General features: G+C 53.2%; 16 protein-coding genes. 7 read left to right on the top strand and 9 right to left on the bottom strand.

Translation table 11 applies throughout. From position 1 onward, the window contains the following. Positions 1-2 precede the first annotated feature (2 nt). Positions 3-386 (bottom strand): biofilm formation regulator BssR, encoded by a 384-nt coding sequence (bssR, locus tag OGV71_RS22580; RefSeq protein ID WP_003035308.1) that lies wholly within the window; start codon positions 384-386, stop codon positions 3-5. A 229-nt stretch (positions 387-615) separates the two neighbouring features. Here bssR and rimO point away from each other — a divergent pair, with 229 nt between their 5' ends. Next, the gene (gene rimO, locus OGV71_RS22575; protein ID WP_003035305.1) at positions 616-1,941 is read left to right on the top strand and encodes a 30S ribosomal protein S12 methylthiotransferase RimO; all 1,326 of its coding nucleotides are present in this window, start codon (positions 616-618) and stop codon (positions 1,939-1,941) included. A gap of 57 nt (positions 1,942-1,998) precedes the next feature. Here rimO and gsiD read toward each other — a convergent pair whose 3' ends face one another. The 6 genes from gsiD to OGV71_RS22545 all read right to left on the bottom strand — a co-directional run bounded on the left by gsiD (position 1,999) and on the right by OGV71_RS22545 (position 9,250). Then, complete coding sequence (gsiD, locus tag OGV71_RS22570) at positions 1,999-2,910, bottom strand: glutathione ABC transporter permease GsiD (protein WP_003035302.1); 912 nt, start codon at positions 2,908-2,910, stop codon at positions 1,999-2,001. A 2-nt stretch (positions 2,911-2,912) separates the two neighbouring features. Continuing rightward, positions 2,913-3,833 (bottom strand): glutathione ABC transporter permease GsiC, encoded by a 921-nt coding sequence (gsiC, locus tag OGV71_RS22565; RefSeq protein WP_003836970.1) that lies wholly within the window; start codon positions 3,831-3,833, stop codon positions 2,913-2,915. Positions 3,834-3,879: 46 nt separating this feature from the next. Continuing rightward, positions 3,880-5,418: a glutathione ABC transporter substrate-binding protein GsiB gene (gene gsiB / locus OGV71_RS22560; RefSeq protein WP_003035297.1), complete on the bottom strand. Its 1,539-nt coding sequence runs from the start codon at positions 5,416-5,418 to the stop codon at positions 3,880-3,882. A gap of 28 nt (positions 5,419-5,446) precedes the next feature. Beyond that, positions 5,447-7,318, bottom strand: a complete 1,872-nt coding sequence (gene gsiA / locus OGV71_RS22555) for a glutathione ABC transporter ATP-binding protein GsiA (RefSeq protein ID WP_086503870.1) — start codon at positions 7,316-7,318, stop codon at positions 5,447-5,449. Beyond that, complete coding sequence (gene iaaA / locus OGV71_RS22550) at positions 7,305-8,270, bottom strand: beta-aspartyl-peptidase (protein ID WP_003035291.1); 966 nt, start codon at positions 8,268-8,270, stop codon at positions 7,305-7,307. The genes gsiA and iaaA overlap by 14 nt, the downstream gene beginning before the upstream one ends. Before the next feature lie 191 nt (positions 8,271-8,461). Then, the gene (locus OGV71_RS22545) at positions 8,462-9,250 is read right to left on the bottom strand and encodes an aminoglycoside adenylyltransferase family protein (RefSeq protein ID WP_204583830.1); all 789 of its coding nucleotides are present in this window, start codon (positions 9,248-9,250) and stop codon (positions 8,462-8,464) included. Between the two features lie 175 nt (positions 9,251-9,425). Here OGV71_RS22545 and moeA point away from each other — a divergent pair, with 175 nt between their 5' ends. Then, entirely contained in the window at positions 9,426-10,661 is a 1,236-nt protein-coding gene (gene moeA, locus OGV71_RS22540) for a molybdopterin molybdotransferase MoeA (protein ID WP_003035286.1), read from the top strand. Continuing rightward, a complete protein-coding gene (moeB, locus tag OGV71_RS22535) occupies positions 10,661-11,410 on the top strand; it encodes a molybdopterin-synthase adenylyltransferase MoeB (RefSeq protein WP_003035283.1) in 750 nt (249 codons plus the stop codon). Before moeA ends, moeB begins: the two co-directional genes overlap by 1 nt. Positions 11,411-11,458: 48 nt before the next feature. Here moeB and OGV71_RS22530 read toward each other — a convergent pair whose 3' ends face one another. Both OGV71_RS22530 and fsa read right to left on the bottom strand, forming a co-directional pair. Further along, positions 11,459-12,388, bottom strand: a complete 930-nt coding sequence (locus OGV71_RS22530) for an Rpn family recombination-promoting nuclease/putative transposase (RefSeq protein WP_003035281.1) — start codon at positions 12,386-12,388, stop codon at positions 11,459-11,461. A gap of 179 nt (positions 12,389-12,567) precedes the next feature. Beyond that, complete coding sequence (gene fsa, locus OGV71_RS22525) at positions 12,568-13,230, bottom strand: fructose-6-phosphate aldolase (protein WP_003035280.1); 663 nt, start codon at positions 13,228-13,230, stop codon at positions 12,568-12,570. A 132-nt stretch (positions 13,231-13,362) separates the two neighbouring features. Here fsa and OGV71_RS22520 point away from each other — a divergent pair, with 132 nt between their 5' ends. The 4 genes from OGV71_RS22520 to OGV71_RS22505 all read left to right on the top strand — a co-directional run bounded on the left by OGV71_RS22520 (position 13,363) and on the right by OGV71_RS22505 (position 19,098). After that, positions 13,363-14,262: a glycyl-radical enzyme activating protein gene (locus OGV71_RS22520; RefSeq protein ID WP_048233316.1), complete on the top strand. Its 900-nt coding sequence runs from the start codon at positions 13,363-13,365 to the stop codon at positions 14,260-14,262. A gap of 5 nt (positions 14,263-14,267) precedes the next feature. Further along, positions 14,268-16,700 carry a glycyl radical protein gene (locus OGV71_RS22515; protein WP_204583832.1) on the top strand — a complete coding sequence of 811 codons (2,433 nt, stop codon included), beginning with the start codon at positions 14,268-14,270 and terminating at the stop codon, positions 16,698-16,700. A 166-nt stretch (positions 16,701-16,866) separates the two neighbouring features. Beyond that, positions 16,867-17,682: a Cof-type HAD-IIB family hydrolase gene (locus tag OGV71_RS22510; protein ID WP_086503866.1), complete on the top strand. Its 816-nt coding sequence runs from the start codon at positions 16,867-16,869 to the stop codon at positions 17,680-17,682. Between the two features lie 153 nt (positions 17,683-17,835). After that, entirely contained in the window at positions 17,836-19,098 is a 1,263-nt protein-coding gene (locus OGV71_RS22505; RefSeq protein ID WP_048219222.1) for a DUF1479 domain-containing protein, read from the top strand. Positions 19,099-19,167 lie beyond the last annotated feature (69 nt).

Here is a 19,167-nt window from a genome sequence, read left to right as displayed (position 1 = left end):
ATTCAGACGTGTTCCAGCGTTGGGTAAGATTGCAAACTCTGGATACTCAGCGTCAGCGTTGTCAGGCAGTTTTCCAGTTTCTCTGCGTTAACGGCGATAAACGTTGGACAATCATGGTGTCCACTCATAAGACAAACAGCGGCGGCGGCTAACGCCCCTTCAGCACGATGAAGGGCATTCCACTCTTCCTGATCAAGATGCATACCGTGAAGCTGTGATTGTTCGTGCAATTCGCGATTCAGTGCAAAAAAATTATCACGCAGACGATCGCTCTCGCTGACTGACATGTAGCCTTTCGCTTTTCTCAACTGCAGATAAGCGGCAAGTTCGATACGGGCGTTTATCAATTTGTTGAGAAGATCGGTTCTCAGTCTGTCAACAACCATACTTTGTTCCTCCTCTTTCCAACTATGGTGCAACTTAATAGTATGGTTATTTTTTGAACAAAGTCATGTCCAGGATCAACCCATCACCTAAAATTAACATAATTTACAAATAATCTTTAATTCCGCACCCAGCAGGCCGCTGATGATTTGAGATTGCGATACAATTTTTGTTCAGAACTCTGTAGAATCCCTGCCCTGAATATTCCAATAACTGAACACTTTTTACGCTATGAGCAATGTAACCCACCAGCCGAAAATCGGCTTTGTCTCCCTCGGCTGCCCGAAAAACCTCGTCGATTCTGAGCGCATCCTGACCGAACTTCGTACCGAAGGCTATGATGTCGTGCCAAGCTACGACGACGCGGATATGGTTATCGTTAATACCTGCGGCTTTATCGACAGTGCGGTTCAGGAATCCCTGGAAGCAATCGGCGAAGCGCTTAACGAAAACGGCAAGGTGATCGTCACCGGTTGTCTGGGCGCGAAAGTCGATCAGATCCGTGAAGTCCACCCGAAGGTACTGGAAATCACCGGGCCGCATAGCTACGAGCAGGTTCTGGAGCACGTTCACCATTACGTACCCAAACCAAAGCATAATCCGTTCCTGAGCCTGGTTCCTGAGCAGGGTGTCAAGCTGACTCCGCGCCATTACGCCTATCTGAAGATTTCTGAAGGCTGTAATCACCGCTGTACGTTCTGCATTATTCCATCCATGCGCGGCGATCTGGTGAGCCGTCCGATTGGCGACGTCCTCAGCGAAGCCAAGCGTCTGGTCGATGCGGGCGTGAAAGAGATTCTGGTAATCTCTCAGGATACCTCTGCGTACGGTGTGGATGTGAAACACCGGACCGGTTTCCATAACGGCGAGCCGGTCAAAACCAGCATGGTTGATCTGTGCGAACAGTTATCAAAACTGGGGATCTGGACGCGCCTGCATTACGTCTACCCCTACCCGCACGTTGATGACGTGATCCCGCTGATGGCAGAAGGGAAAATCCTGCCGTATCTGGACATCCCGTTACAGCATGCCAGCCCGCGTATTCTTAAACTGATGAAACGCCCAGGCTCCGTAGACAGACAGCTGGCGCGCATCAAACAGTGGCGTGAAATCTGCCCTGAACTGACGCTGCGCTCCACCTTCATTGTTGGTTTCCCGGGTGAAACGGAAGAAGACTTCCAAATGTTGCTCGACTTCCTGAAGGAAGCACGTCTGGATCGCGTGGGCTGCTTTAAATACAGCCCGGTAGAAGGCGCTGGCGCTAATGACCTGCCGGATCAAATCCCGGAAGAGGTGAAAGAAGAACGCTGGAACCGCTTTATGCAATTGCAACAGCAGATCTCTGCTGAACGTTTGCAAGAGAAAGTGGGCCGCGAGATTCTGGTTATCGTTGATGAAGTTGACGAAGAAGGCGCAATTGGTCGTAGCATGGCTGATGCTCCGGAAATCGACGGCGCGGTATACCTGAATGGTGAAACCAAGGTGAAACCTGGTGATATCATCCGCGTGAAGGTCGAAAACGCAGATGAATACGATCTGTGGGGTTCACGCGTTTAATTAAGCGTAACTCAACCGTAGGCCGGATAAGGCATTACGTCTTATCCGGCCTGTGATTTATCCTTTTATCTTCGGGTCCAGCGCGTCGCGCAGACCATCTCCCAGTAAGTTAAACGCCAGCACCGTCAGAAATATCGCTACCGCCGGGAAAATCGCCACGTGCGGCGCGATCACCATGTCAGCGCGCGCTTCATTAAGCATTGCCCCCCACTCCGGCGTCGGCGGCTGTGCGCCTAATCCCAGAAATGACAGGCTCGCGGCAGAGATGATCGACGTGCCGATTCGCATGGTAAAAAAGACCACGATCGATGAAACCGTACCCGGCAGGATATGGTTAAAAATGATGGTCGTATCGCTGGCACCAATACTGCGCGCAGACTCAATAAACGTCTGTTGCTTCAGCACCAGTGTATTTCCGCGCACCAGGCGCGCGAAAGCAGGAATGGAGAAAATGGCCACGGCGATAATCACGTTCGCAATGCCGCTGCCCAGCACGGCGACCACGGCTATCGCCAGCAGAATGCCGGGAAAGGCGAACAGCACATCGCAGATACGCATAATCAGCCGATCCCACCAACCTTCGTAGTATCCCGCCAGCAGCCCCAGCACTGTGCCAATCGCCGCGCCAATAAACACGGCAAAAACCCCCGCCGCCAGCGAGATTTGCGCGCCAACCAGCACGCGGCTAAAGATATCTCGTCCCAGAGAATCGACACCAAACCAGTGCAGCATCGACGGCCCATCATTCAAACGGTCATAATCGAAGTAATTTTCGGCATCAAATGGCGTCAGCCAGCGGGCAAAAATCGCGACCATGATCAGGAGCAATACAAACAGCCCAGCGAACATCGCCATGTGCTGTCGACGGAAACGACGCCAGAACTCATGCCACGGTGTGCGTATCTGCTCTGGCTTAACAAGGGGCATTGCATTCAAAATCGCCTGTCGGCGCCAGTTAAAAAATCGCATCCTTACTTGTACCTGATAGCCGGATTAATGGCGGCGTAAAGCACATCCACCACTAAGTTGATAAGAATAAACTCCAGAGAAAACAACAGTACCTCGGCCTGAATCACCGGATAGTCGCGCATTTCGACGGAGTCCACCAGCAGTCGCCCAAGCCCAGGCCAGTTGAACACCTTCTCAACCACGATTGATCCACCAAGCAAAAAGCCAAACTGTAGCCCCATCATGGTGACCACTGGGATCATCGCGTTACGCAGACCATGTTTTAACACCACCCAGGTCTCACTTACCCCTTTAGCCCGCGCGGTACGCATATAGTCTTCGCTGAGCACATCGACGAACGAGGCGCGGGTAAACCGGGCCAGCACCGCAGCCACCGCCGCGCCCAGAGTAATAGACGGGAGGATATAGTGCAGCCAGGTGTCAGCGCCAACGGTTGGCAACCAGCCAAGTTCAACGGAGAATATCTGCATGAGCAGCATGCCAAGCGCAAACGCCGGGAACGAGATCCCGGTAACCGCCAGCGTCATACTCAACCTGTCCGGCCAGCGATTGCGCCATACGGCTGCAATGATCCCCGCCGTCATACCAAATAACACAGCCCATGCCATACTCGCAATTGTCAGCCATAACGACGGCATAAAACGGCTGGCTATCTCTTCGGAAACCGGACGACGAGAAACCATCGACGTGCCAAAATCGCCTTGCAACACGTTGGTCATGTAATGCCAGAACTGAATATGCAGCGGTTGGTCCAGACCCAGCTGCTTGCGTACCAGTTCAATCACCTCGGCGTCAGCTTCCGGTCCGGCAATCAGCCGGGCCGGATCGCCGGGTAGCAGGTGAACAAATAAAAACACCAGCACCGCAACAATCAATAGCGTTGGGATCAACCCCAGCAGGCGCTTGAAAACATAGTTAAGCATCACGCTCCCTTCGCCGGCCCCTGGTTAGCGGGGCCGAATGAATAGCTTATTTTAAATCCGCATCATCAAAGCTAAATCCGGTGTCCGGCATAATCCAGAACCCGGTCAATCTGGTGCTGTGCGCCGAAATCAGTTTTTCCACTACCAGTGGGATCCACGGCGACTCTTTCCAGATAATATCCTGCGCATCCTTGTACAGCTTCGCTTTCTGCGCTGGATCGTTAGTTTGCAAGGCCGCCGCTAAATCACTGTCCACCTGCTTATTGCTATAGAACGCCGTATTAAACAGCGTTGGCGGCCAGTTTTGTGATGCAAACAGCGGTGACAGCGCCCAGTCCGCTTCCCCCGTAGAGGCAGACCAGCCGGTGTAGAACATCCGCACCCCGCTCTCTTTCTGCGCTTTACCCTCGACTTCCGCCGCGCGCTGGCCGGCATCCATCGCTGTTACCTGAGCCTTAACTCCCACCTGCGCCAGCTGCTGCTGGGTAAATTGCAGCACTTTCTGCGCGGTACTGTGATTATGTGAAGACCATAGCGTGGTGGTAAAACCGTTCGGATAACCTGCTTCTTTCAGAAGTTCGCGCGCTTTCGCCGGGTCGTATGGCCATGGCGTATAGCTTTGCGCGTAAGCTATCGATGGAGGAAGAACGCCCGTTGCTGGCGTGGCATAACCCGCAAACGCCACTTTCACCAGCGCCTGACGGTTGATGGCATAATTCAACGCCTCGCGCACCTTCGGATTATCGAACGGTTTTTGTGTGACGTTCATGCTGATGTAACGCTGCATAATAGACGGACTGGCCACCAGTTCCAGGTTTTTATTCTTCGCCAGTAACGCAGCCTGCTCGTAAGGGATCGGGAAGGCAAACTGCGCTTCCCCGGTCTGCAGCATGGCCGCACGCGTGTTGTTGTCGGTCACCGGACGCCAGGTAATCGTATCCAGCTTTGGCAGCCCTTGCTGCCAGTAACCCGCGAACTTCTTAACCTTCACAAAATCTGTCTGATTCCAGGTATCAAGCTGGTACGGCCCGGTCCCCACAGGGTGGAAACCGATCTCCTTACCGTATTTCTCCAGCGCGGCGGGAGAAATCATTGCCGTTGCCGGATGCGCCAGAATATTGATAAAGGCAGAGAACGGCTGTTTCAGCGTAATCTTCACCGTTGACGGATCTACAACCTCGGTTTTATCGATATTCTTATACAGGTTGTAGCGTTTCAGACGGTTTTCCGGATTGCTGGCGCGGTCGAGGTTGGCTTTAACCGCATCAGCGTTGAAGTCGGTGCCATCCTGAAATTTCACACCCTGACGCAGCTTAAGAGTGTAAGTCAGGCCGTCATCAGAAACCGTATAGCTCTCTGCCAGCACATTTTTCAGCTTCATCTCTTTATCAAGGCCAAACAGTCCCTGATAAAACGACTTCGCTACCGCCTGCGACAACGTGTCATTCGCGTCATAGGGGTCAAGCGTGGTGAAATTGGATCCTACCGCCACCACCACGTCTTTGGCGGCCCAGCCAGGCGATGCGGCCAGCGCAGAGGCTACTCCCACAGCAACCAGCCATTTCCGAGCAACAATTTTTGTCATGTTATTCTCCTTAAACCCTGCCTGCCTGTTATAAACGCGAAAGCGCATTTTCTGGTTGCCCACGCGCAACATAATGCCCCGGGCCAACTAACTGTAACGACACGGGGGAAATCTCTTCGCCGCGCTTGCGGATATTGCTGGGGATATCATCCGACAACAGCACACGCTGTGGTCGGTGATGCGATGGATCGGCAACCGGTACTGCCGCCATCAGTTTGCGCGTATACGGATGTTGCGGATTTTCAAACACCGCGCGTCGGGGGCCAATCTCAACGATTTGCCCGAGATACATTACCGCTACACGGTGACTGATCCGTTCCACCACCGCCATATCGTGAGAAATAAACAGATATGCGATACCCAATTCTCGCTGCAGGTCGAGCATCAGGTTGATGATTTGCCCGCGAATTGAAACATCCAGCGCCGAGACAGATTCATCGGCAATAATCACTTTGGGATTGAGTGCCAATGCCCGTGCAATACAGATACGCTGACGCTGACCGCCGGAAAACTCGTGCGGATAGCGCCAGGCATGCTCAGGCAACAATCCTACGCGTTCCAGCAGCCATGCAACCCGTTTTGACCCCGCATCACCCTGCAATAACCCATGCACCCGTAGCGGCTCCAGAATGGAATATCCCACCGTCTGACGTGGATCGAGCGAGGCATACGGATCCTGGAAGATAAACTGAATATCCCTACGCAGCGGCTGCAACTTGCTGGCAGCAAGGGTATCAATACGCTGTCCGTTGAAAATGATTTCCCCACGCTGAGACTCAACCAGGCGCAACAGCGCCCGCCCGGTGGTGGATTTCCCACAGCCCGACTCTCCCACCAGCGAGAGCGTTTCTCCCGGCCACAGGTCAAAGCTGACGTTTTCCACTGCATGCACCTCGCGAGTCACGCGATTTAGAATGCCGCTACGCAGAGGAAAACGCGTCACCAGGTTACGTACCTGCAAAATTGGCTCGCCTTCAACCACGGTATCCTGTTCGGTCTGTGGCTCTACATGGCTGGGATCGTGTAATGAAATAAGCGGGAAACGGCGCGGAAGTTCATGCCCGTTCATTGCCCCAAGCTGCGGCACGGCTGCCAGCAGCGCTTTAGTATAAGGATGCTGGGGAGTGTGAAAAATCTGCTCAACGCTGCCGGTTTCTACCGCCTCGCCCTGATACATCACCAGCACGCGGTCGGCAATATCCGCCACAACGCCCATATCGTGGGTAATAAAGATCACTCCCATCGACATATCCTGCTGCAACACTTTTATCAGTTGCAGGATCTGCGCCTGAATGGTGACATCCAGCGCGGTTGTCGGCTCATCAGCAATTAAAACCGCAGGGCGACACGACAGTGCCATGGCGATCATCACCCGCTGGCGCATACCGCCGGAAAGCTGGTGTGGATAACGCGATAAAATCGCCTTCGCCTCGGGGATACGCACCTGGTCGAGCATTCGCTTCGCTTCTACCATCGCCTCTTCATGACTGGCACCCTGGTGCAAGCGGATAGACTCGGCAATTTGCTCGCCCACGGTAAACACCGGATTAAGCGATGTCATAGGCTCCTGGAAGATCATCGCGATATCCGCACCGCGCACGTGACGCATTTGTGATGCGCTCTGTTCACCCAGCTCAATAACCTGTCGATTACGGCGTCGGAGGAGCATTTCATCGCAGCTCACCTCGCCGCCGGACTGTTCAATCAGACGCATCAGCGACAAGGCGGTCACCGACTTACCAGAACCAGACTCACCGACTATCGCCAGCGTTTCGCCACGCTTCAGGCGAAATGACAGATTGCGCACTGCGCTGACACGCTGCTGCTCCTGTTCAAAGGCAATATTCAGATTGCTGACTGCCAGCACATCGCTGGCATCAAGCTCATCACTGTGTGGCAACGCTATCTCCTTTTTCCCGATAAATACCGGTTGTTGGCGTATCACCTGCGTATCCCCAGGCGCGGTACATACCTTCGCTGTTAAACGGCAAAGCGACATTGCCCTCATGATCGATAGCAATTAAACCGCCGCTGCCGCCAAGCGCTGGTAATTTTTCCATCACTACGCGTTCACACGCTTCGGATAAACTCAGACCGCCGTAGTCCATCAACGCCGCAATGTCATAGGCCGCCAAAGCACGAATAAAGACTTCTCCGGTTCCGGTGCAGGAGACTGCCACACTTGCATTATTGGCATAACAGCCTGCGCCAACCAACGGACTGTCACCCACCCGCCCCGGTAATTTATTGGTCATCCCACCGGTGGATGTTGCTGCCGCCAGATTGCCAAACATATCTAATGCGACCGCACCCACGGTACCCATTTTGTTGTTTTCATCCAGCGGGCTCGCGCTATGGTCCAGCACCGTTTCACCCGCTGTTCGCGCCGCCAGAAGTTGAGCGTAGCGTTCTGGCGTCGAGAAAATATCCGCTGATACGCGCTCCATACCCTGCGCAATGGCAAAGTTTTCAGCCCCTTCACCTATCATCATGACGTGTGGACTGTGTTCCATTACCAGGCGTGCCGCGAGAATCGGGTTTCGCAGATGGCTGACCCCGGCGACAGCTCCCGCCTTAAGCGTGTTACCATCCATCACGCAGGCATCAAGTTCATGGGTTTCATCACGGGTATACACCGCGCCAATTCCGGCATTAAACAATGGACACTCTTCCAGCAGGCGCACGGCCTCGGTAACGACATCCAGTGCGCTACGACCGTCTTCAAGCATCCGCTGGCCGGTTTCAACGATATCCGACAGCGCCTGTATATAACGCAACTCTTGCTCCTGGCTCAGCTGCGAACGGGTGATAGCCCCTGCGCCGCCGTGAATTGCAATGACTGCTTTACCCATTTTATTCGTCCATTAGGTGGCAGGTACCGGGGTTATAAATATCAGAATTTCTGTGACTTATTGATTCGATTTTTGAATATAGAAAGATGCAGACGTCATGTAAAGGTTAAGGCCCGTACCTCACACCCCATCCCATCAGGTTATTTAGATGAGTTAATCAGAAAGGGGATCTTCCAACATCGTTGAATATATTATTCAAGCCGAACGGCAATCTGTTTTTTTGCATAAAACACAAAGCGTTCAACAGACTGCATAGACGCAGCCCAGTTCTTTTTAGTTAACCCCAGGTATTCCGCACGCGCGGCTTGCAGCGTGTCAGCATACTCAACGGGTAATTGCGGTATAAGCCAGGAGGCGGCTTCATCTTTAGCGACAATATTGCCCGTAACCACGCTGTACCAAATACGCGCCAGAGTGAGGATGATATTTCGCTCGTCACCCTCTAAATCGACCGTTTTCTGCCACATATCAAGAATATGCCGAAATGTTTGCACGACATCGCTAAAAGGAATGACGTTGAATAACGTCTCAGCGGCTTCACCGAACAACGCTACGCTGGCGCGCCTGGCCTGGGTCAGCAGGATGGAGAGATCAGGATCCACCTGTGTCGGTTCAACAATTCCCGCGCGAATATCGTCACGCAACCATTCGCCAAATTGCATTTCTCTTGACGGTGGGAATTGCCAGGGTACAAGTTGTGAATAGACCACGATGGTCACTTCCAGCGCCCGATATCTATCAACGCTACCAGGCGGGGCTGATATTTCCAGAAAACCCTGCATCAGATCATTTCTTTGCCGGGTATTAAGTGGCTGCCTAATGGTAACCAGTAAATCGATATCGCTTTGGGGCTTTAAGCCACCTTCAACAGCAGAGCCATACAAATGAACAGCAACCAGATCGCCCTCGATAATCCGCGCAATCAGTGCACTGGCGGCATTCACCTGTCGTCGAATTGAATCCGGGATAGTCGCAGACATTTAGCCTCCTGGAGAAAAAGCAGAAATCATGAGTCTATACTGCATCTTTCCTGTAGCGCTAATCTCTGGCAGAAAACCTGTATCAGATCTGATCCTAAGCCTGAGGTAGCATACTGTCCGCGTCCATTTTCTGACATAATGAGCGGATTCGATTTTGCCCCGCAGGAGTCTTCTCATGGAATTTACCGCCGGACTGATGCCGCTTGAAACGGCTCTTTCTCAGATGCTTTCGCGTATTACCCCACTCACCGCCGTCGAAACGCTGCCGCTGGTTCAATGCTTTGGCCGCATTCTGGCCACCGACGTCGTCTCCCCGATTGATGTGCCGGGATTCGATAACTCGGCAATGGATGGCTATGCGGTGCGATTAGCCGATTTACAATCAGACCAGCCTCTTGCGGTGGCTGGCAAAGCCTTTGCTGGACAGCCATTCCACGGCGAGTGGCCTGCGGGAACCTGCATCCGTATTATGACCGGAGCCCCGGTGCCTGCCGGTTGTGAAGCCGTGGTAATGCAGGAGCAAACGGAACAAACTGACGACGGTGTGCGTTTTACCGCCGACGTCCGCAGCGGACAAAATATTCGTTTGCGCGGTGAAGATATTGCAAACGGCGCGGTGGTATTCCCCACAGGAACTCGTCTGACAACCGCCGAGCTTCCCGTGCTAGCTTCGCTCGGTATTGCCGAGGTCCCCGTTGTGCGTAAAGTCCGCGTGGCGTTGTTCTCCACCGGTGATGAGCTGCAATTGCCGGGTCAGCCGCTGGGTGACGGGCAGATTTATGACACAAACCGTCTGACCGTTCACCTGATGCTGCAGCAGTTGGGCTGCGAGGTGATCAACTTAGGAATTATTCGCGACGATCCCAACGCGCTGCGGGCCGCATTTACCGAAGCCGACAGCCAGGCCGACGTCGTCATCAGCTCTGGTGGCGTTTCGGTAGGCGAAGCGGATTACACCAAAACCATTCTGGAAGAGCTGGGAGAAATTGCCTTCTGGAAGCTGGCCATCAAACCCGGTAAACCGTTCGCCTTTGGCAAACTGAGCAACAGCTGGTTTTGCGGCCTGCCGGGTAACCCGGTGTCTGCTGCCCTCACCTTTTATCAACTGGTACAACCGCTGCTGGCGAAACTCAGCGGCAACACCGCCTGTGGGTTGCCTCCGCGCCAGCGCGTACGCACCGCTTCACGCCTGAAGAAAACGCCAGGGCGTCTGGATTTTCAGCGTGGTGTATTGCAGCGTACCGCGGAAGGCGAACTGGAAGTCACTACCACCGGGCACCAGGGCTCGCATATTTTTAGCTCCTTTAGCCAGGGCAACTGCTTTATTGTGCTGGAGCGCGATCGCGGTAACGTTGAGGCCGGAGAATGGGTTGAAGTTGAGCCATTTAACGCACTGTTTGGAGGCCTGTAATGGCAGAACTCAGCGACCAGGAGATGATGCGCTATAACCGGCAAATCATTCTGCGCGGCTTCGATTTCGAAGGTCAGGAAGCGCTCAAAGATGCGCGGGTACTGGTCGTTGGTCTGGGGGGACTGGGATGTGCTGCAACCCAGTACCTTGCTGGTGCTGGCGTCGGGCATTTAACCCTGCTCGACTTTGACACGGTATCCGTGTCAAACCTCCAACGCCAGACGCTGCACAGCGATGCAACCGTAGGGCAACCAAAAGTGATATCCGCCCGTGACGCGCTAACGCGGATTAACCCTTATATCGTCATTACGCCGGTGAATGCGCTGCTGGACGATAGCGAGATTCACGCGCTTATTGCCGAACATGATTTGGTGCTGGACTGTACGGATAACGTCAGCATCCGCAATCAGCTGAATGCCGGATGCTATGCCGCCAGAGTTCCGCTGGTTTCCGGTGCAGCAATTCGCATGGAAGGGCAAATTACCGTCTTTACGTATCAGGAAGGCGAGCCCTGCTACCGTTGCCTGAGCCGTCTGTTCGGTGAAAACGCCCTGACCTGCGTAGAAGCCGGAGTGATGGCCCCGCTGATCGGCGTGATCGGCTCGTTACAGGCAATGGAAGCCATTAAGCTGCTGGCAAACTACGGTAAACCGGCATCCGGAAAAATCGTCATGTACGATGCCATGACCTGCCAGTTTCGCGAAATGAAGCTGATGCGTAATCCGGGGTGCGAGGTCTGCGGGCAATAAACGAAAGCCCCGGCGGCGTTTGTTATCCGGGGCTGAATTAATATACGTTCAATACGTCAGTGATTTAACGTCATCTTCAGAAAGCCCAGTAATCCTCACGATGACCGCCCGTGGGAGACCATCGTCCAGCATTGAGTGAGCAATGCGTAACGCTTCCTCGCGGCGGCCTTCAACCAAGCCTTTTTGCATGCCTTCCCGCATCCCCTTTCGCTGTCCTGCCCTACGTATTTTTTCCACAATATTCATTGTACTCTCCTTGTGTTCGGGTACCCGCTGCGCCAGCTTGCGCATAAATCGTCCAAAGCGCGGTTTGTGACCGTGCTGGATTAGCAGGTAATTAAACAGCGCTTTTAGCTGGCTGTCATTAGCGCTTCCGGTAACCAACAGCGCGGCCAGCTTGTCCACCAACCCCATCAAATCGCGCTGACGAATATGCTTTTGAATCAGTTCCAGAAGAGCAATGCGTCGGTGCTGCATAATTTCTTCATCTGGAACAACGGTAATATCTACCAGCGGAAAAGCTGACAGGTAGAGCTGACGTGCAAGTGTTGGATTATCAAACTCATCCAGCCAGCATAGAGAGAAGGGATAAGGTGTATCGATTCCGTGATAAAACAGCATCGGCACAACTAAAGGTAACGTATTATGCCCGGCGTCGAGGTGACTTTGCATTGCCGCTATCGCATAACGCATCAGGCGAAATGCCATATGAACATCCGGGCGGCTTTGATGTTCGATTACGACATAAATATAGCCGTGCCCTTCACTGGTTTTCATCGACCAAAGTACATCGGAATAATATGCACGTAAGTTATCCTCGATAAAACTGGTCGGTTGCAGCTTTAATGTCGAAAAATCGCACAGCGCTCGTAGCGTGGAGGGAAGATGGATTTCAATGAAATCGCGCGCCGTTTCCGGGTATTTTAAAAACGTTTTAAATAGCGCATCGTGCGGCGTGGATGTGGGTAATTTTTTCATGGCGGTCCGTCACCTGATTAACATGATGACACGACTGTACCTGCCATGATGACGGGTCGCATGCCGACTTTGTCGGTTTTACGAGAGGGATTCGCAGATAAAAGCGTACAACTGCAACACATTCATTTTGACGGAAACATGTACGCAATAATGCCGGGACTACATCCCGGCACTCTCGTTTAAATAGACGTGCGACCGAATGCGCTCTGCCAGTCGTGCTCAAACTTCACGACGGCAGCATCAACTGCCGGGGAGCTAATCATCTGCTGAGCAACGTCCAGCGGTAGCGTGATGGACTCGCAGCCTGCCAGCAGGCAATCCAGCGCCTGACGCGGCGTTTTAAAACTGGCTGCCAGTACTTTGGCGTGCGGGGCATGCATTTTCAGTAACGTCTGCAGGTCGGTCACCGTCTGAATGCCATCCCCTCCTTGCGCATCCACGCGGTTAACGTATGGCGCAACATATTCCGCACCTGCCAGTGCAGCCAATAACCCTTGAGCTGCACCGTATACCGCAGTACCCAACGTCGGGATCCCTTCTTCTTTCAGCAATTTTATAGCCGCCAGACCTTCTGCTGTTACCGGCACTTTGACCACGATATCAGCAATGATTGCCCGCAGCTTACGCGCATCGCTAACCATCCCTTCGGCGGTGGTCGCCATCACCTGAGCAAACAGACGGCCTTGTCCTCCCATCGCTTCCTGCAGTTGCGGCAGTAGTACTTCCAGCGTCTGATTCCCCGCCGCCACAATACTCGGGTTAGTGGTCACCCCTGCCAGCGGGAAAATGCGCGCCAGAGCTTTTACCGCATCAACGTCAGACGTATCTAAATAGAGTTCCATAACCTTTCCTCAAACGAATAATTAGCATGAATAAAAGGTAGCACGGCGAAACCTCACGGTTAGTTGACGCACGTCAATATAACTTTCATTCGAAAGTAATTTAATCTTTATACGAAAGAAAAGAGGTCGCTTATGATTTTCAATATCCAGCGCTATTCCACGCATGATGGTCCCGGGATCCGTACTGTGGTGTTCCTTAAGGGATGCTCCCTGGGCTGCCGGTGGTGCCAGAATCCGGAAAGTCGCGCCCGTACGCAGGATCTGCTCTATGACGCACGCCTGTGCCTTGATGGTTGCGATCTTTGTGCTCAGGCAGCACCCGCAGTAATTGAGCGGGCACTAAGCGGGTTGCTGATTCATCGCGAAAAACTGACCGATGACGATCTGACGGCGCTGACCCACTGCTGTCCAACGCAGGCGCTAACCGTCTGTGGAGAGATAAAAAGCGTGGACGAAATCATGGCGACCGTATTGCGTGATAAACCGTTTTACGATCGCAGCGGAGGGGGCCTAACCCTGTCCGGTGGCGAACCGTTTATGCAGCCAGAGCTGGCGGCTTCTTTGCTCAAAGCCAGCCACGACGCCGGCATTCATACCGCAGTGGAAACCTGCCTGCATGTCCCGTGGAAGTATATTGAACCATCATTATCTGACGTCGATCTGTTTCTGGCCGATCTAAAACACGTGGCGGATGCGCCGTTTAAACAGTGGACCGATGGCAGCGCCTCTCGTGTGCTGGAAAATCTAAAAAAACTGGCCGCAGCTGGTAAAAAAATGATTATCCGCGTACCGCTGATTCAGGGGTTCAACGCTGACGAAGCCGCCATCCAGGCTATTACCGATTTTGCTGCCGACGAGCTTCACGTCGGGGAGATTCATTTTTTGCCCTACCACACCCTTGGTATCAACAAATACCACTTACTCAGTCAACCCTACAACGCACCGGATAAACCGCTTGATGCGCCTGCACTGCTCGAATTTGCCCAGCAGTATGCCAGCCTTAAAGGTTTAACCGCGACCCTACGAGGATAATCGCCATGACCACTCTGAAACTGGACACACTCAGCGATCGTATCAAAGCGCATAAAACAGCCCTGATCCATATCGTGAAACCGCCGGTTTGTACCGAGCGCGCCCAGCACTATACCGAGATGTATCAGCAACACCTGGATAAGCCGATCCCGGTACGCCGCGCGCTGGCGCTGGCCCATCATCTGGCGGAACGCACCATCTGGATCAAGCATGACGAACTGATTATCGGTAACCAGGCAAGCGAAGTGCGCGCCGCGCCGATCTTCCCGGAATACACCGTCTCCTGGATTGAAAAAGAGATCGACGACCTCGCCGACAGACCGGGCGCAGGTTTTGCGGTAAGCGAAGAGAATAAACGCGTATTACACGAGGTGTGTCCGTGGTGGCGTGGTCAGACCGTGCAGGATCGCTGCTACGGGATGTTCACTGACGAGCAGAAAGGGCTGCTGGAAACCGGCATTATCAAAGCCGAAGGTAATATGACCTCCGGCGACGCACACCTGGCGGTGAACTTCCCGCTGCTGCTGGAAAAAGGTCTGGACGGCCTGCGCCACAAAGTCAATGAACGTCGCTCCCGCATCAATCTGACGTGTCTGGACGATCTCCACGGCGATCAGTTCCTGAAAGCGATTGATATCGTGCTGGAAGCCGTCACTTTACACATTGAGCGCTTTGCCGCGCTGGCGCGTAAAATGGCATCCACAGAAACGCGCACCGGCCGTCGTGATGAACTGCTGACCATGGCGGAAAACTGTGATGTGATTGCCCATGAGCCACCAAAAACATTCTGGCAGGCGTTGCAGTTGTGCTATTTCATCCAGTTGATTCTGCAAATTGAATCTAACGGTCACTCAGTATCGTTTGGCCGTATGGATCAGTACCTCTACCCGTTCTACCGTCGTGACGTAGAACTGAATCAGAGCCTCGATCGTGAGCACGCCATTGAGCTGTTGCACAGCTGCTGGCTGAAACTGCTGGAAGTGAACAAAATCCGTTCTGGCTCCCATTCGAAAGCCTCAGCGGGCAGCCCGCTGTATCAGAACGTAACCATAGGTGGCCAGAACCTGGTTAGCGGTCAGGCGATGGATGCCGTCAACCCGCTCTCCTACGCCATTCTGGAGTCCTGTGGCCGCCTGCGTTCTACTCAGCCGAACTTGAGCGTGCGTTATCACGCGGGGATGAGTAATGACTTCCTTGATGCCTGCGTGCAGGTGATCCGCTGCGGCTTCGGGATGCCAGCCTTTAACAACGATGAAATCGTCATTCCGGAATTCATTAAGCTGGGCATTGAACCGCAAGACGCCTATGACTATGCAGCGATTGGTTGCATCGAAACCGCCGTTGGCGGCAAATGGGGCTACCGCTGCACCGGCATGAGCTTTATTAACTTTGCCCGCGTGATGCTGGCGGCGCTGGAAGGCGGACGCGATGCCACCAGCGGCAAAGTCTTCCTGCCGCAGGAAAAAGCGCTCTCAGCTGGCAACTTCAACAATTTCGATGAAGTGATGGATGCCTGGGATACACAGATTCGCTACTACACGCGTAAATCCATTGAAATCGAGTATGTCGTTGACACCATGCTGGAAGAGAACGTACACGATATTCTGTGCTCCGCGCTGGTAGACGACTGTATCGAACGCGCGAAAAGCATTAAGCAAGGCGGCGCGAAGTATGACTGGGTATCAGGTTTGCAGGTGGGTATCGCCAACCTCGGCAACAGCCTGGCAGCAGTGAAGAAACTGGTCTTTGAACAGGGCGCTATCGGTCAACAACAACTGGCCGCCGCGCTGGCCGATGATTTTGACGGTCTGACCCATGAGCAGTTACGCCAACGACTAATCAACGGCGCACCGAAATATGGCAACGATGACGATAGCGTTGATACGCTGCTGGCCCGCGCTTATCAGACTTATATCGATGAACTGAAACAGTATCATAATCCGCGTTACGGGCGTGGCCCGGTTGGCGGCAATTACTACGCCGGGACCTCGTCTATTTCTGCAAACGTGCCGTTTGGCGCAGCAACGATGGCAACACCGGATGGCCGTAAAGCACACACTCCACTGGCAGAAGGCGCAAGCCCGGCTTCCGGTACGGACCATCTCGGCCCAACTGCGGTAATTGGCTCGGTGGGTAAACTGCCGACCGGTTCGATTCTCGGTGGCGTGCTATTAAATCAGAAGCTGAACCCGGCCACGCTGGAAAATGAGTCAGACAAACAAAAGCTGATGATTCTGCTGCGTACCTTCTTTGAAGAGCACAAAGGTTGGCATATTCAGTACAACATCGTTTCTCGTGAAACGCTGCTGGAAGCCAAAAAACACCCGGATCAGTACCGTGACCTGGTGGTGCGTGTAGCAGGTTATTCCGCCTTCTTCACCGCTCTCTCACCGGATGCACAGGACGATATCATCGCGCGCACTGAACATATGCTGTAACCCTCCCGCCCGGTGGCGCTGCGCTTACCGGGCTTACATACTCCCCTTTAGCCGGGTAAGGCGAAGTTGCCACCTGGCGTTTTACTTTCATTCGAAATTAAATTTGTGCTTTAGCTCACATTGTTATTAAAATGTTTCTGGTCGCAGTTATGAGCCAGGAGCATATATGACCATCAAAGTTATCGTCACCGATATGGACGGAACTTTTCTCGACGACGCCAAGCAATACGATCGTGCACGCTTTATGGCGCAGTATCAGGAACTGAAGAAACGAGATATTGAATTTGTCGTGGCAAGCGGCAACCAGTATTACCAGTTGATCTCCTTTTTCCCGCAGCTCAAAGATGAGATCTCTTTTGTCGCCGAGAACGGGGCGCTGGTGTTTGAACATGGCAAACAGCTGTTTCACGGCGAGCTTACGCGCCACGAATCACGCATTGTCATTGGCGAACTGCTCAAAGATAAGCAACTCAACTTTGTGGCCTGTGGACTGCAAAGCGCCTACGTGAGCGAAAATGCCCCAGAGTCCTTTGTCGGTTTGATGTCAAAACACTACCACCGCCTGAAACCCGTAAAGGATTATCAGGATATCGACGATGTGCTGTTTAAGTTCTCGCTGAATTTACCGGACCAACAGATCCCGCTGGTTATCGATCACCTGCACACCGCGCTTGATGGCATTATGAAGCCCGTCACCAGCGGCTTTGGGTTTATCGACCTGATCATTCCAGGATTACATAAAGCTAACGGAATCAGCCGTCTGCTAAAACGCTGGAACCTGTCACCGCAAAACGTGGTCGCCATTGGCGACAGTGGCAATGACGCGGAAATGCTGAAGATGGCGCACTACTCTTTCGCCATGGACAATGCGGCAGAGAGCATCAAAGTGATTGCCCGCTATCAGACCGATGACAATAACCATCAAGGCGCGCTGAACGTAATTCAGGCAGTGCTGGATAACACTTCACCTTTTAACGCCTGATCCTGCCAACCGGGGTATCCCTCATCCCGGTTTTCACTCTTTTTCTATTTTGCTCACACCAGCAGGTTTTTAAACTTGCATTAACTAACTTTTAACTTATATTGTCACTTGTAATTAAATTTAGTTTCGAATGAAAGTTAATGCGAGGTGGTTATGGCTTTTACTTTTACCAGCGACACGTTGCCCGCCGATCACAAAGCGGCAATCCGTCAGATGAAACAGCAACTGCGGGCACAGCTTGGGGATGTTCAGTTGATCTTCAATCAGCTGAGCGATGCCATTGCCACCCGCGTGGCGGAAATCAACGCTCTCAAAGCGCAAGGCTCCCCGGTATGGCCTGTGTTGTCCTATGCGGATATCAAAGCGGGTCGCGTGAGTGCAGAGCAGCGTGAAGAAATTAAGCGTCGCGGATGCGCAGTCATTAAAGGGCATTTCCCCCGCGAACAGGCGCTGGCATGGGATCAGTCGATGCTTGATTACCTGGATCGCAACCATTTTGATGACGTCTACAAAGGGCCAGGCGATAACTTCTTCGGCACCCTGAGCGCATCGCGACCTGAAATCTACCCCATTTACTGGTCCCAGGCGCAGATGCAGGCCCGCCAAAGTGAAGAAATGGCCAATGCCCAGTCGTTCCTCAATCGTCTTTGGACATTTTCAAGCGAAGGTAAACAATGGTTTAACCCAGATGTCAGCGTTATCTACCCTGACCGTATACGCCGCCGTCCGCCGGGAACCACCTCCAAAGGGCTGGGCGCGCATACGGATTCCGGCGCGCTGGAACGCTGGCTGCTGCCTGCGTATCAGCAGGTATTTGCTCATGTTTTCAATGGCAAGCTGGCAGATTACGATCCGTGGCAGGCTGCGCATCGCACCGAAGTAGAAGAGTACACGGTGGATAACACCACCAAATGTTCAGTGTTCCGTACCTTCCAGGGCTGGACTGCGTTGTCCGATATGCTGCCAGGACAGGGATTGTTGCACGTGGTTCCGATTCCTGAAGCGATGGCGTATGTGCTGTTACGCCCATTGCTTGGCGATGTGCCGGAAGATGAGCTTTGCGGCGTAGCGCCCGGCAGAGTCCTGCCGATTTCTGCGCAATGGCATCCGTTGCTGATTGAAGCGTTAACCAGCATTCCACAACTGGACGCCGGAGACTCCGTGTGGTGGCATTGCGATGTGATTCACTCCGTCGCGCCTGTAGAAAATCAGCAGGGCTGGGGTAACGTTATGTATATCCCTGCCGCCCCGATGTGCGAAAAAAATCTGGCCTACGCCCACAAAGTGAAAGCTGCGCTGGAAAAAGGCGCATCTCCGGGTGATTTCCCGCGAGAGGATTATGAAACTAACTGGGAAGGACGCTTCACGCTGGAGGATTTGAATATCCACGGTAAACGCGCGCTGGGGATTATTTAATATGTAGCTTACACAATTTTCCCTAAGTATTTCGCGTTACAGGAAGGCGGTCAGCCTGTAAATCCCCGG

The organism is Citrobacter sp. Cf088, from assembly GCF_030334295.1.
Taxonomy (GTDB): Bacteria; Pseudomonadota; Gammaproteobacteria; order Enterobacterales; family Enterobacteriaceae; genus Citrobacter; species Citrobacter freundii.
The sequence above is the reverse complement of the archived record's forward strand: the minus strand, read 5'-3'. Positions and strand labels throughout refer to the sequence as shown.